Consider the following 15,401-nt stretch of genomic DNA (forward strand, 5'->3'; position numbering starts at 1 on the left):
CTTCCGAACCGCGACCAGCAATCGCACCATACCCGCTTGCGGGAGTTGGACGGTCAACCGTTTCGAAGGAGGTCGTCAACTCGATCTCATGCGCATCCTTGATCGTGCCTATGTTTGGATCCTCTGGTTCAGCCCGCAAAGCGGATAGTCGTCCACGAACCTCCCCCATCGCGAGTCACGAGCAGACGGCCGTTGTCGGAGGTCCATTGCATGACCACGCCGAATGTCGGTGTGGTCAGTTCAAGGTCACGGAAATGACCGTCTTCCTTGCTCGAATATGCCGTCGTCCACTGTGCACAACAGTCGGTCGAGACAAGAAGCTCAGCACCGGCGGCGAGCACAACGCGGCGGTCGCCGGATTCCGCGAAGCCCTGTGCCGAACTGCCTCCGGGCGTCTGGCCCTCGGCTGAAAAAGTGCTGCCGTTGTCGGCGGAGCGCAGCACTGTCTGTCCGCTGCCGTGTTCGGCGTAGCCGCACAGGGCAAGCAGGTCGACCGAGGTCGCCGCAGGCCAGACACCGGCCGTGTCCGCACATGGTGGTTGCCACGTTGTCCATCGCCCCCCGACCAAACGGGCGCCACCGGGCACTCCGAACACGCCTGCACGCATGGGGTTGTTCTCCACGATCCACCCCGAGTCGTCCCGCAGCACTATCCGGGGACTCGGTGCGGGGCCGCCACCGGCCGGGATCGTTACGGACGTGTCCGACCACTGATCCTTGTCGACCGGGCTGGTCACGACATGGAGCAGATCGTTGTCATCGGAAACGACCGCGTGCACAGTGCCCGCAGCCGCCGCCAAAACCAGTGGCCCCGTTACCATCCCGACCGGCATCGTGCTGGCCTGCCAGGTCACGCCGCCATCGTGAGTGGCCCACAATCCGGTCCGACGCCCAAGCCCGGTGCCGAACATCCAACCGTTGCGTTGATCGGCGAACCGGATGGTGCTCCCCTCTCGCGGGTAATCGTGGTCGGCTACCACGGCCTCCGGCACCGGTCTGGCCTGCCACGTTGTCGCGCCGTCGGTCGTCCGAAGCAGCCGCACGCAACGGGAAGCGGCGCACGGCGCCGAACCGAGCACCCAACCGTCCTGTGCTGAAACGAAACTGGCCGACGAAGGCTGAAAGCCCGATATGGACGTGTCGGCAGCCGACCGTTCCGAATCCTCGCCGCAGGATGCCAGCGTGAGCACCACAAGTGCGGCCGCTATGAGCGCTGCGGCGCGTCTACCCCCCACCGGCACTACTACTTGCTCGCCGCCCGCACTGTGGTAACACCGCGAGGAGGCATAGCCAACCTGACCGCAAACATCATGCGGCTCACAATAATTCAGCGCAGCGGATTTGTCCGGTCGGCATGTCCGACAGCTCACAGAGGACGCTCGGTGCGCCTGGTCAGTCCATCATCGCGTGCCGCTGCTGCCAGAGCTTGGCTTTGGCGAACGCCTCGTGCACGTCGTACGCCGAAATGTGGACGTTCATCGACTGATCCACCCGTTCGCCGCGGTCATTCGGTGTCGCACGAACCTTCGTCAGCGCCGCCGCGACCATGCCCTCCATCTGCTGCAGGTACTTCTTCATGTACAGCGGATCATCGTTGATCGCCTTCAGCAAGGGCCGGTTCGCGTTCGCCGACGCCGCATTGACCACGAACTCACCGTCGGACAGAAACGCCGGGATCTTGTCACCGATCGTCGAACCAGGGCCCTTGATATCGCCGCCGGTGGCGTGTGGACTCGCGAATTGCCAGATGAGGTCCGCGAGCGCAGGCAGGAACCGCTGAATCGGTGGCGAGTTGAAGATAGCCGAGCCCGCACCGCCGAATCCCATGTTCGGTATGCCTGGCCGAGAATAAGGAATATGCTCAAGATCACCGGTCGACGGGGAATCCGAGGCAGGAACCGGCAACCTTTTCACCGCCGGTTGCCTCGGTCGTATCCATGGACCATCGATGTTGTCCATGGTGACGCCGTAGCGGGCGTCCGTCTCCGGATCGACGTGGAGATAATAGGCTTGCGTTACGGCCATCTCCGGATGGAGCTCTTTCGTCAGCTTCTGATTCGCGATGAGGATGGATTGTTTCCATGCATTGAATTGATTCAAGTCGACACCGGACGGTGGATAACCAACCAGGTTCCAATCCGGATGAGCGGAGCTACGGTCGTGAATGTAGGCCTTTAGATAGTCCGGGTCGTCCGGAAGGAACAACAGCTGGTCGGCGTGCGGTGCCTTACCGGCGTTTATCTCGTTCTGGATCTCCTTGGAAATACCGAAACTGACCGCAGCGCCGGCGACACCGCCCAGAATGATGCCGACTGGTCCAGCGAAAGCCCCGGCGCCAGCTCCCTCCGCGATCCCCGCGGCCAGACCACCGAGGGTTGCGCCGACAGCCGCACCCGCGAGCGTGGACGGGACTTCACGAAAGATCGCCTCCCCCAACGTGTTCTTGTCACCCCGCATATCGGACAAAATCGCTACCGGCAGCAGCGCGGTGGCCACCGCAAGACCAGCGACGCTGCCGAGAACCAGGCGGTCGCCCACCTTGATATCGCCGACAATCTTGTCGAAAAGCGAGGAGGCGTGCGCGTCCCCCGCGTACTTCTGAAGTATTGCCCGCTTGGTGTCGATCGCTATGGTAACCCCGGCATTGAGAGCCCCCGCTTTGAGATCATCGGGCGTTGGCATGAAATTAACAGGCGACAAATCCGGATGTACCGGTATCAGCGTGTAGCTGCCATCGTCTTCGACCTTGATCTGTTTGACACTGCTCGATCCTTGAATGTCGACTTGCAGGACCTTGCCATCGCCATTTCTGATAATATTGAACGAGGTACCGTAACCGGCGAATGATCCATCGCCATGTTGTGTTTGATTATCGCCCATTCTGCAACCTGACCTTTCGAGAAGTATCACAATAGTTCCATATACGAGCCGGCGCATGCTATAGTTCCTGCGGGATGCAGAAGGAACGGATCCGATATGAGTAACGCGATTGCCATCATCGCCGCAGTAACCGTGTGGGAGGCCCTGATCTTATGGGTCGTTTTCCGTTTCATGTCCAGAGAATCTCAATGGAAAGTTTTCTGGACCGGCACCGCCGTCGCGGCCTTTGTCTTCATAAAGGAAATGCCCTGGTGGGTATCCATCGCCTGCGCACTGCCGCTCGGCCTCGTCGGCTGGTTTGTGATCGCCGTGCTTCAGGAACGACGGAAGGCGCCGCCGATCCCGGACCTACACTGCAAGATCTGCGGCGGAGCACTCTTTCGCCCCCGAAGGCTCAACCTCACGATGCACAAGTACGGCCAGGACGCACGCTTGGGCCAGCGCAATCGCAACCACAGTGTCGTCATCGAGCCCGGCCCACCAGTCCATGACTGGATCGAGGGTCGCTTCGTCACGAGAGCGTAATCGCCCTTCTCCCGCTATCACATTGTGTCGACGAGATCGTGCCGCTGCTGCCACAGCTTGGCCTTCGCGAATGCTTCGTGCACGTCGTAGGCCGAAATGTGCACCGTCATCGACTGATCCACCTGCTCGCCGACGGCGCTCGGCACAGCACGGACCTTTGTCAACGCCGCGGCGACCGCCTGCTCCACGTGCTTGACGTACTTCGTCATGTACAACGGGTCGTCGTTGATCGCCTTCAACAGCGGACGGTTCGCGGACGCCGATGCGGCGCTCACCACGAACTCGCCGTCGGAAAGATACGCGGGAATCTTGTCACCGATCGACGAACCCTGGCCCTTCACGTCGCCCCGGGATATCTCACCGCCGTGCGCCTTGAACAAATTCGTCAGCGGCTTCCAGTAGTCCTTCGAATGATCCTCCCTCGGCTTGTTGAGCACATCGTACCGGTCTTGCGGAAAATGCACTTGGCGTGACTCGTTCGGATCACCCTCCGGGTAATAGGCGAAGTCGGAAGATGCGTGACCGTTGACAATACTGCCCGTGGCGATCATCGGTATGGTCGATCCATAGGCGATGAAATTCTGGCCGACGCCGGCACCCTGCGCTTCGCGCATACGATTATTCATCGCAATTTTCAGGCTTGCATCATTACCATCGTCAGGCAGCGGAATTCGCGTATCAAACTTGTAATGCTTCCACACGTTCCCCGTAAATCTAACGGCGTAGGTGCCGTCGTCATTGAAGTGGATGGTTCCTGATGCGCCGGTCCAGAAATGCCCGAGGGCATTACTGACGTCATCGTTGTCCTGATTCTGCCAATCATACGGCGTACGCATCCAGCCGACGGTGAACGGAAGGTCATTCTCGCCTGGATGCGCCTGCCTGTACTTGACCTTCTCATTGACGGCGTCCAAGATCCCATTCTGATGGAATTGAGCGTTCGGGCGATCCGGATGGTCCGGATCGTACTGGTAACCGGGTACCGTGAAATAGTCCATCATCGGGTTGCTTTCGGTGCTGCGCGGGTCGACCCCGTGCGGCACCGCCTGCAAGGCAACGTCTTGCCCGTAGAAGAGCGTGCTCAGGCCCCACTTGGTGTGAAAGATGCCCTCATCGACTTCGCGAGGGTGCATTTTGAGCGCTGTTCCATTGTTGTCGTCCGAGAAATGCTGGAAGAATCTCCTCGCCATCGGCATGAATTCAAAGGCGGCTACGGTAGCCTCCTCAAAGGTCTCGAACTCCCTTCTCCTCAGCCAGCTCTGCGAACGTGTCCCCCATCCCGGCTGCGCGTGAATACCGTCGCGGTAACCGGGCACGTTGTCGCCGGTAACGGGTGGCGGCGTCGACGGAAGGCCGCCGCTCCACCCATCGGCGGGCGCAGGGTCCGGGTGGCTGGTATCTTTTGGGATAAAGTTGGGATCATCGTCAACCTGGTCGGCGAACCGGAGAAGAGGCTGAGCAGGTTTCGGCCCGATGAATGCGCGCAGCATTGTCTGAATAGCCGCAGCGGTCTCGTCGATCGGTGTCATCGTACGGACTTGATCGGATCTGTTGTCTGACATTGTTGTTGGCTCCTCATGAGTTTCCGCCCAGGCCTGACAACAAATACCGGCTGCTATGGTGGGCGTTACTTGATATTGCAGACAACTGGATGGGCAAGCATGAGGCGACGGCATCTCATCGGGCTCGGCGTCGTGGGGTTTGGCGCGGTCTTCATGGTCACCCTCGTCGTGGTGATCACGTCGCGGATACCGCACAAGCCACCCGCACCTCGTGCCTTCGATCCCCTGTCGGTCAGTTTTGCCTCGCCTGACGAAGGGTGGGTTCTCGGCAGACTCGAGCCGTGCGGGAGTATCGGGCCGGAATGCCGGGCACTGGTGGAACACACCACCGATGGTGGCCATACCTGGCGCCCGGAGAACTGGCCGGCGCTGCCGAGTGCAGCCGGATTCCTCCGGTTCGCGACGCCGCGCGACGGTTGGGTGTCGGACGGCCCCACGTTGTGGTCGACGCACGACGCCGGCGTGACCTGGCAGAAGGTGGATTTCCCGGTGCTGGACGCCGACGACTACTCGGGCAGTCATCTCGTGGACATGAGGTTTTCCGGCGGCACAGTCGAATTCGCCAGATCGCCGTATGGCCGCGACGAGGTTCAGGTGCTCAGCAGCCCTGTCTCCCAAGACAAGTGGACAATGTCGTCCTCGATTCGCACCAGTGTCAACAGACTCCTCGAATTCGCCACTCAGACAGCACCCGGCGCCGGAAGCGCTCCACCGTTGTTCACCGGCGGCGGAACGAAATTCATCGACGGCCAGTGGTCGCACTGGACCTTTCCCTGCACCGGACCGCATGCGGCGGCCGACGGCATCCTGGCTCCGACGAGCACCGACATCATCGTGCTGTGCACCTCGGGTCCCGATCCCGAGCACATGACTTTCCAGCTGTACGTCTCTCGCGACGGCGCAGTGACTTTCGATGCCGTCGGCCTTCCGCCCGGCGGTGGCTTCGGGCTGTTGGCCGCGGCCACTGGGGACGACATTGTCATCAATAACAACGACGTGATCGAGACCTCACATGACGGTGGGCACGAGTGGACGCAGACCTATGTTCCGCCGCCCGAGGGCCATGCCATCATGTATGGCCGGATGGCCATCGCCGGAGACGGCGGACCCGGATTCATCACGCAGACCGACGGATTCGTTCTCGCCGGGAAGCGATCGGGGCCGTACCAAGGTGCCGATCCGCCGCAAACACTGCTGGCAACTCATGACACCGGCCGCTCATGGGCACCGGTGCGCATCACCGACCTCGGTTAGTACTCCAGCCGCACTTCGTGATGTTGGGTCTGTCTTCGCTGGTAGTGGGCTTGTTTGGCGCGGTGTTGGTGTCTTCGTCGCCAGGTCGACCAGCGTCGCAGTTGGGCGAGGTTCGGGGTGATCAGGTGTGCCAGGAGACGCTTGATTTCACCGAGCGTGAGTGGAATGAGGCCGCTGCCAATGCTTTTGGGGAGATGGCGGCGGTCACGGCGAGGTAGGTGTGGGCAAGCATCGCCAGGGTGATGTGGCGGTACCAGGCGTCGTAGCGGCGGACCTGATACTGGTCGAGACCAACCTCGGTTTTCGCGGTCTGGAAACAGTCCTCGACCGACCAGCGGGCGCCGGCGACCCGGATGAGCTCGGCGTCGCTGGTGCCGATCGGTGCACCGCACAGGTAGTAGGCGATCTCGAGCTCGCCCTTGGTGTTGCGGGTCAGCGAGCGCCTGACCAGCAGCCAACGTCGCCACCCCGGGCCCGCCTCGCTCTCAGTGGGCAGTGTGGCCACAGCCCAGTCGAACAACCGAGGCCCTTTCGCTCCTTCTCCGCAGCTCAGGCGTTTCCATGCGTTCTGCGGCGCGTCGGCGACGAGGCGGTCCGCGCGCGAGTCGCCCCCGAGGCTCACGATCGGCGCGCTGCTGGGCACGGCCACCACATACCCGATCTGGCGTTGCTCGAGCCACCTGCGGAACTTCGAATCACCCCCGTAGGCTTCGTCGGCGGTGACCCACCGGGCAGGCACGCCGGCATCCAGAGCGCGAGCCAGCATCCGTTGAGCCAGAACCTGTTTCGTGGCGAAGTCGACCTCCTCGGGCACCGCGGCCGCTCGGCAGCGTTCCCGGTCGGTGGTCCACGACTTGGGCAAATACAGTTCCCGATCGATCAGAGTGCGGCCCTTGACGCTCGTGTAAGCACAGAACACACCGAGCTGGCAATTCTCGATCCGCCCAGCAGTGCCCGAGTATTGCCGTTGCACCCCAACCGATTTCACGCCTTTCTTCAGAAATCCGGTCTCATCGACAACCAGCACGCCATCGGGGTCGCCCAGATGCTCAACCGCATACGCCCGAACGTCATCGCGCACGCCATCGGCATCCCACGCTGCCATGTTCAGCAGCCGCTGCATCCCGTCGGGTGTCGCCTCACCGGCCACCTCGGCCAGCGTCCAACTGTTCTTTCCCGCCAACGGCGCCAACAGCCCCCGAACATACGCCCGCGCCCGCAACCGCGGCTCCGCCCGCAAAAACCGGCCCGCCACCCGCGCAAACAACTCATCCAACCCGGCCGTCCACGCAGCCAGATCCTCATCAACCAGCACGAAACCGTATGCTACCCAACAACATCACGAAGTGCGGCTGGAGTATTAGTACTGCAACGACACACGTGGTGTCTGCGCTGGTTGCGGGCTGAGAAGGCGGAGGGCTTTGCACGGGCCGATGGCGACGCCGGGGCAGGCACTCGTGTCGAGGGCCTCCTGTACGGCCACTGGGCCGAATCCTACAAACCGTCTTACGGGACAACCGATTTCGGTGTCGGCGACAATGCCGGCTTTACCAGCACCACGCAAGGCTACGTGCTGCAGCTCCGGCGAGGAGGCGTCCCGATGGGTCCCAACCAAGAGGACCGCCGTCTCCTGCTGACCCGTGACGCGGGCCAGACATGGACACCTGTCATGTTCGCGCATGTTCGACGAATGCGGGATAACGCGATTGCCGCAGCGTAGCAACTAGATTCGACGTCAGCGTCGGGTAAGCGATGAATGCGCAAGGATGGCGCGAGAATCCGCCTGAGCTCCGTCGCGGGAGCTGCCCGGTTGACTGATCACCAGATTGATTCGGCGGTCTTGCAGCACTCGCTGATTTCCGACGAACCCCGGCGGAACAGGCAACGGCTTGGTCGGGACCAGCATCGGCGCGATCGAGGGCGCGGCGATGCTGGAGCCGATCGATCCGCCGGCGGCATGGCCGGTCGTGGCCGGCTGGTCGTCGCCCGGGTATCGCATGTGCACAGGGTGATACGTGACGGTCTGGCCCGTAACGACCCGCTCCTTGTCGTTGACATAGGGGATGGCCCAGAACCGATGGTATTTGTTGCTGCTGTGGTAGTCGACGTAATCGGCGTCCTCGTAGTGCCGATAGTGCAGCGATCCGTCTGGGTTGTTGCCGTCAGGAAGATCGGCGGGGCCGTGACCGGCGTAGACCATGGCGTGGCTGACACCCTCCGGCTGACCGTCGGGCTTCTTTTGGCCGAAGTCGACGAACACGATATCTCCGGGACGGAGCCCGGCATTTGTCAACGCGCGGGGATCGGGATTCCCGGTGATCGGATTGACTTCGATCGACGGCAACTCTGTTCCCGTCGGTCCGCCGTGCTGGTTCCCGTAACCCATCTGGATGTAGTTGAGCAGACCTTTGGCAGCCAACCACGGGCCCGGTTGGGAATCGCCTGCCGGGTGCGAAGGGTCGCCGTCACCGTAGTGGTCATATTTCCCGCGAATGTAGGGATGCCACCGGTCGGTTACCCCGCTATTGTCGCCGTCACGTGACGGATCGTACTGAAATCCGCCGGAATGCAACACTTGTGACACATAGTCCGTGCAGTCGCCGCCGTCCCCGTCGGAGGACGGATACACCCAGTTACTCTGCACAGCCCAGTCATCGGCGTACTTCACCGCGGCTCGACGATTCGGGTTCGCATCGACCTCATCGGCGATCTGAACCGGGCCGCGTGCCGGACGCAGGATCGAATTAACGACGCCGCCGACCGCCCCGAGCCAGGAGCCGAGTAGCGAGTTCGGCTGATCCGGACTCGCGCTGATGGGCTTGCCCGTCTCCGCCCAGGTGTACATGCTGGCCAGCACCGTTTGGCCGGCGAGCCAGTTGTCACTACCCATCAACTCTTTGTAGTGGTGGGTGCCGACGTCGCCGATCCTGTTGTTGCTCAGCCAGATAGGAATGTTCTCTTCATCTTCCCCCGCCGCGTTATAGGCTGCGGCAAGGAACTCGTTCAGGCTGTAGGACTTTCTCATTTCCGGCGAAACACTGGCAGCGTACTTGTCCTTATAATGCTTCAGCACATACGCGGTTGCCTCGATATCCAGCTCCTGGTCGGTCGCCAGGTCCTCCCATTTTCGCCAGCCGAACTTGTCGGGGTACTCCTTCTTGAGTATGTCGAAGACAGGCTCTTTAATGTTCGTAAGTCCAAGGGAATTGCCCTCGGGGTTTCCCTGTAAGCCATGCGGCAGCCAGGACCACGTTGGCTCATGTTTCCTTACCCAATTGAAATCCAGGCGGTCCTGTTCATGATCTCGCCACGCCTTCGAGTCCTCATAATTGCGCGCGCCCTCTTCGAACAGGGTGGCCATCACCAGGCGCGGATCTATTCCGGCCTCATTACCCCAGTCCACCGCGGATTCCGCCCAGCGCACTTCGGCCGGTTTGAAACCGTCGGCACCATGACCCTTCGGGTTGAAATCGAACTTCGGCGCCGGTGCGTTCCACGATGCCTCGTTGGACATATCCACCATCGGTTTCTTCTCCTGATCTCGTAACTGACGCACAGGTTCCCTGGTAGCCGAGATCCGTCAGCGACGCAGGAACCAATCGGCCCGACGGGCGCGGCGCCCCTACCGCGCACTCTTGTAACGCGCTGGCACACAATAGAATCGGCGCGCCCGGTGCGGTGGCGGCGTTGGACAAGGATGGCTAGGCTGCCGCTGTGGGCCGATTGATCTTCGCCATTCCGTTGGTTTGCTGGTTACTGGCCGCCCGATCGCCTCGACATCGCCTACAGGCAGGGCTCGCGTTGGCGGTGATCACCGTGGTCGAGCTGGTGGTATCGCTGCTGGGGTGGCGGCTGCGCCATTACCAATACAGCGTCGAGGTGCTGTTGATTCTTGTCGGCGTCGGCGTACTGATACTTGGCCTGATCGCCGACCGGCAAGCAAGCGACACGACATCGAAACGCAGTTCCATCGGTGGTGTGCTGACGGTTCTCTACAGCGCCGCAAGCCTTTTCGGCGTGGTGTATGTGATGATGCTGTGCTCGGGAACGCTGGATGGCCCCGGCGGCAACGGTGGAAAGCCGGTGCCGGCTCCGGCGGCGGACCAACTGCTGCCCTTACCGTCCGGGCTTGTGGTCCTTGCGGATTCGACCCGGTGTTCGTCGACGAACTCGGGTCCGTACTGCATGCGCACGCTGTCCATCGGCAGCTCCGACGGAACTCCCGACAGCGATGTCGCCGACCGGGTCCTACGGCATCTGCACGACGCCCACGGCTTGACGCTCGACGTCGATTACAGCGGCACAGAGGGTCGCAATTGGGCCACCTGCCAGACGGCGGGCTGGTGGCTCGACCGCGAGAACGAGAATGTGTGGGTAGCCAGTAGATCTCCTGGCCCCCAACATGGTTCGGGCCCCTCCTGGCCCGAGAACGCGCCGGCGGGCGCGACCACCGTTGTCTCTATCGCGCTGGACCACAATGGGTGCCTGCGGACAACGTGACCGCGACCGCCGGTCGCTATCGGATTCTGGCGGAAGGGGATTCGCTCCCCCACAGTCACTACCAACAAGCGTCGTCGACGTCATCGATATCGTCGACCAGTTCCTCCGGTGTGTCGGGCACCGGTGGTGCGGTGAACAAGTCGATCAGCGTCTGCATCGATGCTTCCCGGCGATCCTCGCGGACGATCTCGAGCGCGGACATCGGCCGCGGCAGCGGTCTGACGGCGGGTGGGTCGGCGCCCGCCGCGGCGATAATGGTCGCCTGGACGCCTTGGAGGGCGTCGATGATTGCCATGAGCAGGTAGGTGTCGAGGGTGTAGCCCTCCGGCCGTGGACCCGACGGCGCCTCCTCGACGTCGTCCTCGCCGAGTGTTTCCTCGGCCTCGAGGTGTTCTTCGGCCAGTTCGCGGTCCATCAGCAAGGCGCTGCGATAGTGGCTCCCGGTCGGCAGACGGTCCTTGAACGCCATGATGGTGTGCCAGTGCCGGGTTCGAATGTCGTTGGGCCCGAAGCAGTCCCGGACATCGATGCCGCGCTCGAGCAGGTCGTAGTCGAGCGCGGCACCGAACCGTTCCCAGAACTCTACGAGCCCTCGGATCCCCCCGGCAGCTCCGCGGCGCCCGCACCGAACAGGTGGGCGTAGAGATCGCGCTGGAAGGCGAACCATTCGTCAACCGGGCGGTCGGCGAACAGCTCTTCCACGGCCGCGGCGTGCTCGCCGAGCACGATCGCCATCTGCTCGTCGTCATCGCGGGTCGAGCGCAGCGCCTTCAACTGGCCACGGGTGACCGGCGGGATGGCGATGTCCGCGGTGAGCCGGTACGCGGCCCGGTGTCGGGGGGACAGCTCCCGCTGGAGCTGGTGGAACCGTCCAACGCCGTCGGATTCGGCGGCGCCGGACTGCTTCTCGGGTGTTGCCACTTTCACTCTTCTCCGGTTGTGCTGGAACTACAGGGATGTCAGGCGCGCTTGCGCGACTTCGCCTCGGCGACAGGCGCTTCGGCCTCCGCTACGAGACGGTGACCGTCCGAGAAGACGGCGTTGATGTAGGCCGTGGCATTGGGCACGAGGTATTCGCGCTCGCCGTCGGTCATGGTGACGGGGAAATGGGCAGGGATGGCGGACACGGTGACCCGCTTTCTTCTCCGGATGAAGGACAGGGGAAGTGGATGCGTGCCGCGACCGGAGAAACACGGCACGCATCCACGTGTGCGGACCGCTGCTACTGAACGGTGATGGTGCCGGTGACGACGGGGGTGGCCGTCGCGGCGGGCCAGCCGGTCGGTGCGGTGAAGCCGATGCTGATGGTGCCGGAGCCGCCGGTGGCGGTCGGTGTGACAACACCGGTCGAGCTGATGCTCACCGCACTGGTCAGGCCGGTGCCCGCGGTGAAGGTCAGCAGGTTCGGCGACACGACGCCACCGAACTGGTCGGTCACCAGCAGCTGAAGCGCCTGGTTGCTGCCCTTGGTCAGGGTCTGCGCACCGGTCGGCGCAACATACAGCTTGGAAACGACGTACGGCATGCCGCTGGCCGCGACCAGCTTCTGCCAGCCAGCACCGGCATAGGAGTGCGCGACCGCGAAGCCAGCGACGTCGTCCTTGAAGGCGACCATGGTCAGCTTGTTCGACATGACCCCGGTCGGCACCCACTGCTCGCCGCCGAACTTCGACACCGCGACCTTCGGCAGCACCTTGATGACATAGGTCGGCAGCGAGTCGTTGCCGTCCTTGCCGATCACGATGGCCGAGTAGTAGGTGATGTTCTCGGCCGACGGCTGGGCGAACCACACCTCACCATTGGTCGCACTCGGCTGCATCGACGCCAGGGTGGCGCTGGTGGTCAGCTGCAGGTTCAACGCGGTCGCGTTCTGCTGCGGCTCGAACTCGAGTGCGGTGATGTCGCTGGTGATGTCGTTGCGCACCGCCTGCAGCTCGCCGTAGGACTCGATCGGGGCGGCGGTGATACCGCGCGAGAACGCGATACCGGTCTTCTTGTCGATCAGACCGATCGATTGGAAGCCCGCGGGCAGGGTCTGCAGGTTGCCGCTGGCGTCGGTGAAACCGCCCAGCGGGGCCTGGGTGCCGTAGGGCGCCAGGAACACGGCGGCGTCGAGCGGCTTGAGCAGCAGCGAGCGCTGGGCAGCCTTCAACGCCGTCAAGGTAGTGGCAGTCAATGTGTCTCCATTGTGAAGGCCCGGCGAGCCGGGGCGGGATTGTGAAGAAGACACCCGAGCTGGGTGCCGTGAAATCGCCCCCGGCAAAGGCGCGGGGACGACCGATACCTGCTTGGGCAGGACCGGTGAATATGCGGGCGACCCGCTATGCGGTCACGGAATCCCGCTGTGCGGTCACGTAATTCAGCGCCGCCCGAAGGCGAGCACGGCATCGTTGCGCCGATCCCGCGTGAACAGCGGATCGTTGGGGGGCAGGTCCATGGTGATGCTGAATGCCCGATTCACCTGGACGTTCGTGCCGAGCGCGTTCGGCGGAGCAATGATCGCCGGAGTGGTGAAGCTGGTGATGACGCGTCCGGCGTTCTGCAAGGCCGTCCTGGCCAGCTGGCCGATGTCCGCAGCGCCGGTGTCCGTTGGCCCGATGCGATCGTTCGGCGGCTGCTGGTTCTGCTGACCGTCCGACGAGCTGTCGTCGCCGGAGTCATCATTGTTGTTGCCGGACAAGGCCTTCTGTGCCTGCTCGGACACGCCGGAGAAGATCTTGCCGCCGATGTAGCCCTTCAGCGGGTCAAGGAAGTGGAACAGGGTGCCGACGCCGGCGGTCGAGAGCGGACCGTCGTTACCGTAGACATGGGGATCCAGGTTCGGGATGCGCCCGTGAATCCGCAGCAGCTTGCCAGCGGTGGAGCCGATGCTCTGCAGTGGTTGGGCGACCGTCTTGACGGCTTCCCACGCGGCGCCCGCGGCAGGATCGGCAGCCTCGATCGCCTTCTCGATGCTCTCGTAGGCGGTCTCGCCGAGAGCGCTGGCCATTCCATTCCAAAATCGCGAGCCGGACACGCCGTCCAGAGCGAACATACCGTTGTACAGCGACTCGCCAGGGGGCGTCTCGGTTCGATCCGAATCCACGTCGCCGCCTTCGGCGAAATTCCCCGGGCGATCGTGTTCGTAATCCCACCACAGGGTGGCCGGATTTTCGCGCGAAACGGAAGGCATACCGGGATTGGATACACCACCGTCTACAGTCGAGACTTCGGTGTATAACCGAGAAACAAGATTACTGGCCTCGGCGAAGTTATTTCGAGCACCGTCCGCATAGCTTGCGCCGTCGTGCCCCAGGTACCCCTTGGCGATATTTTGTCCGATCGCACCGTCGCTAGCATAGTAGGCTGCGGCCAGAAATTGGTTTTGACTGTAGGTCGATTTCATGTCCGTCGAAACCTGGTCGGCGTACGACTTGTCGTAGCGCGCCAGGCTGTACGTCAAGGCCTTGATTGCGAGGTCGTGGTCAGTCGCCAGGTCGGTCCATTCCGCGTCCTTGAACTGGTCCGGGAATGACGCTTTGACGGCGTCGAAGGCGGGCTTCTTCATGTTGACGATGCCAAGCGACATTCCATCGGGATTGCCGTACCATTCTTCCGGCGCATGCCTCCTTGCCCACCCCGCTATCGAGTTTTTCCGCCCGGCATCAATAGTCGCCTTTTCTAAAGCCCATCCTTCGGAGCTGTTGAAATCGACGCCCTCGTTCAACATAATTGCGACTACCAGCCGGGGATCGACACCGGCCTGCCTGCCATAAGTCGCCGCGTCGTTGATCCACCGGTCGGCGAACTTGTTGATCACCGGCCCGGACTTCTGCGGCTGGATGGGGGAAAAACTCGGGCGGGAAGCCATCCAGGTCATGAAATTGGCCATTGGGTCTGTCACGTATTGCGACCTTTCCTATGAGGCAGCGCGCTGGGATCGACGATCCCAGCCGACCTCATAGGATGGGATTCCGGTCTGACCAGCTCTGGAATGAAACGGTGGCGGGCGTTTGCCCGTTTGCAGGTCCGTTAGGCCCCGGTGTCGTATTGCCAACGTGTACCCGAGGGCCGTACGCCCAGACGCATACATTTTGACGGTCGAGCCACCAGCCGCTGGTATGACAATCGGTCCATCCTTGGCGAGTCTCGTCGTAATGGAGCGACCAACCGCGTGCACTGTGGAGGTACTCCAGGACGCGTTTGAGGACTTCCGTATCGGGGATCGTGGCCGAACCGCCGATCTCGAATGTGCGCCAACACTCCCTCGTCGGACGGCCGACGCATTCTTCGGTGGTGTCGCTCGAGACCACAAGCCCAGAAGGTAGCGATGACAGAACGTCGTTGGACGGCATAGCTGCCATAGGACTGATCAGGCCGCGCAGCACCACGATCACGAGCACAACGAAAAAGCTGAGGACACACCAGGCAACGCTCAACACCACGCCGACCATCGTGCGCACCGATTGGCCCGGTTCATCGAGCATGAACCCACCCACGAACAGGCAGACCACGACAACCGCCAGCGCGGTGGTAGTGGTGACCATCTTGTCGGACATGATCCAGCCCTCGGTCAAGGCGATTTGAGCGCACGCGATGGCCGTCAGGATCAGGCTCAGGCCGATGCGGACCGGAGTGGAGCGAGCCGCGAGGAGCCAGCAGAGGACGGGGACGAGGAACAGCAGTCTCAGCACGCGGTCA

At 62.5% G+C, this 15,401-nt stretch carries 13 protein-coding genes and 1 pseudogene; 3 read left to right on the forward strand and 11 right to left on the reverse strand.

Annotated features, from left to right (window positions below; genetic code table 11):
• Positions 1 to 128: 128 nt before the first annotated feature.
• Positions 129 to 1,079 carry a hypothetical protein gene (locus tag OG203_RS06250; protein WP_405164714.1) on the reverse strand — a complete coding sequence of 317 codons (951 nt, stop codon included), beginning with the start codon at positions 1,077 to 1,079 and terminating at the stop codon, positions 129 to 131.
• Positions 1,080 to 1,392: 313 nt separating this feature from the next.
• The gene (locus OG203_RS06255; RefSeq protein ID WP_405164715.1) at positions 1,393 to 2,880 is read right to left on the reverse strand and encodes a hypothetical protein; all 1,488 of its coding nucleotides are present in this window, start codon (positions 2,878 to 2,880) and stop codon (positions 1,393 to 1,395) included.
• Positions 2,881 to 2,976: 96 nt separating this feature from the next.
• Here OG203_RS06255 and OG203_RS06260 point away from each other — a divergent pair, with 96 nt between their 5' ends.
• On the forward strand, positions 2,977 to 3,405 hold the full coding sequence (locus tag OG203_RS06260) for a hypothetical protein (RefSeq protein ID WP_405164716.1): 429 nt from the start codon (positions 2,977 to 2,979) through the stop codon (positions 3,403 to 3,405).
• A 17-nt stretch (positions 3,406 to 3,422) separates the two neighbouring features.
• Here the strand turns inward: OG203_RS06260 and OG203_RS06265 are convergent, their stop codons facing one another.
• Positions 3,423 to 4,934, reverse strand: a complete 1,512-nt coding sequence (locus tag OG203_RS06265) for a hypothetical protein (RefSeq protein ID WP_405164717.1) — start codon at positions 4,932 to 4,934, stop codon at positions 3,423 to 3,425.
• Between the two features lie 132 nt (positions 4,935 to 5,066).
• Between OG203_RS06265 and OG203_RS06270 the strand changes: the two genes are divergently transcribed.
• A complete protein-coding gene (locus tag OG203_RS06270; protein ID WP_405164718.1) occupies positions 5,067 to 6,221 on the forward strand; it encodes a hypothetical protein in 1,155 nt (384 codons plus the stop codon).
• Here OG203_RS06270 and OG203_RS06275 read toward each other — a convergent pair.
• Both OG203_RS06275 and OG203_RS06280 read right to left on the reverse strand, forming a co-directional pair.
• Positions 6,218 to 7,518: pseudogene (locus OG203_RS06275) on the reverse strand (IS701 family transposase). The gene OG203_RS06270 and the pseudogene OG203_RS06275 overlap by 4 nt on opposite strands.
• 438 nt (positions 7,519 to 7,956) lie before the next feature.
• A complete protein-coding gene (locus tag OG203_RS06280) occupies positions 7,957 to 9,744 on the reverse strand; it encodes an amidase domain-containing protein (RefSeq protein ID WP_405164719.1) in 1,788 nt (595 codons plus the stop codon).
• A gap of 191 nt (positions 9,745 to 9,935) precedes the next feature.
• On the opposite strand from OG203_RS06280, the gene OG203_RS06285 reads away from it, so the two are divergent.
• Entirely contained in the window at positions 9,936 to 10,721 is a 786-nt protein-coding gene (locus OG203_RS06285; protein WP_405164720.1) for a hypothetical protein, read from the forward strand.
• A 58-nt stretch (positions 10,722 to 10,779) separates the two neighbouring features.
• Here the strand turns inward: OG203_RS06285 and OG203_RS06290 are convergent, their stop codons facing one another.
• From OG203_RS06290 to OG203_RS06315, 6 genes are all read right to left on the reverse strand, one after another.
• The gene (locus OG203_RS06290; RefSeq protein WP_405164721.1) at positions 10,780 to 11,190 is read right to left on the reverse strand and encodes a hypothetical protein; all 411 of its coding nucleotides are present in this window, start codon (positions 11,188 to 11,190) and stop codon (positions 10,780 to 10,782) included.
• Between the two features lie 113 nt (positions 11,191 to 11,303).
• Positions 11,304 to 11,642, reverse strand: a complete 339-nt coding sequence (locus tag OG203_RS06295; protein ID WP_405164722.1) for a hypothetical protein — start codon at positions 11,640 to 11,642, stop codon at positions 11,304 to 11,306.
• A 38-nt stretch (positions 11,643 to 11,680) separates the two neighbouring features.
• Positions 11,681 to 11,848: a hypothetical protein gene (locus tag OG203_RS06300; RefSeq protein ID WP_405164723.1), complete on the reverse strand. Its 168-nt coding sequence runs from the start codon at positions 11,846 to 11,848 to the stop codon at positions 11,681 to 11,683.
• Between the two features lie 95 nt (positions 11,849 to 11,943).
• Positions 11,944 to 12,897, reverse strand: a complete 954-nt coding sequence (locus OG203_RS06305; protein WP_405164724.1) for a hypothetical protein — start codon at positions 12,895 to 12,897, stop codon at positions 11,944 to 11,946.
• Positions 12,898 to 13,080: 183 nt separating this feature from the next.
• A complete protein-coding gene (locus OG203_RS06310) occupies positions 13,081 to 14,604 on the reverse strand; it encodes a hypothetical protein (protein WP_405164725.1) in 1,524 nt (507 codons plus the stop codon).
• 55 nt (positions 14,605 to 14,659) lie between these two features.
• Positions 14,660 to 15,394, reverse strand: coding sequence for a hypothetical protein (locus tag OG203_RS06315; protein WP_405164726.1), 735 nt, complete (start codon positions 15,392 to 15,394; stop codon positions 14,660 to 14,662).
• Between the last annotated feature and the right edge of the window lie 7 nt (positions 15,395 to 15,401).

The organism is Nocardia sp. NBC_01499, assembly GCF_045040275.1.
GTDB lineage: Bacteria > Actinomycetota > Actinomycetes > Mycobacteriales > Mycobacteriaceae > Nocardia.

Coding starts and splice junctions, on each gene's coding strand:
- OG203_RS06265 (WP_405164717.1), bottom strand. CDS start 4,934: ATGACACCGATCGACGAGACCGCTGCGGCTATTCAGACAATGCTGCGC.
- OG203_RS06290 (WP_405164721.1), bottom strand. CDS start 11,190: ATGGCGTTCAAGGACCGTCTGCCGACCGGGAGCCACTATCGCAGCGCC.
- OG203_RS06255 (WP_405164715.1), bottom strand. CDS start 2,880: ATGGGCGATAATCAAACACAACATGGCGATGGATCATTCGCCGGTTAC.
- OG203_RS06270 (WP_405164718.1), top strand. CDS start 5,067: ATGAGGCGACGGCATCTCATCGGGCTCGGCGTCGTGGGGTTTGGCGCG.
- OG203_RS06280 (WP_405164719.1), bottom strand. CDS start 9,744: ATGGTGGATATGTCCAACGAGGCATCGTGGAACGCACCGGCGCCGAAG.
- OG203_RS06260 (WP_405164716.1), top strand. CDS start 2,977: ATGAGTAACGCGATTGCCATCATCGCCGCAGTAACCGTGTGGGAGGCC.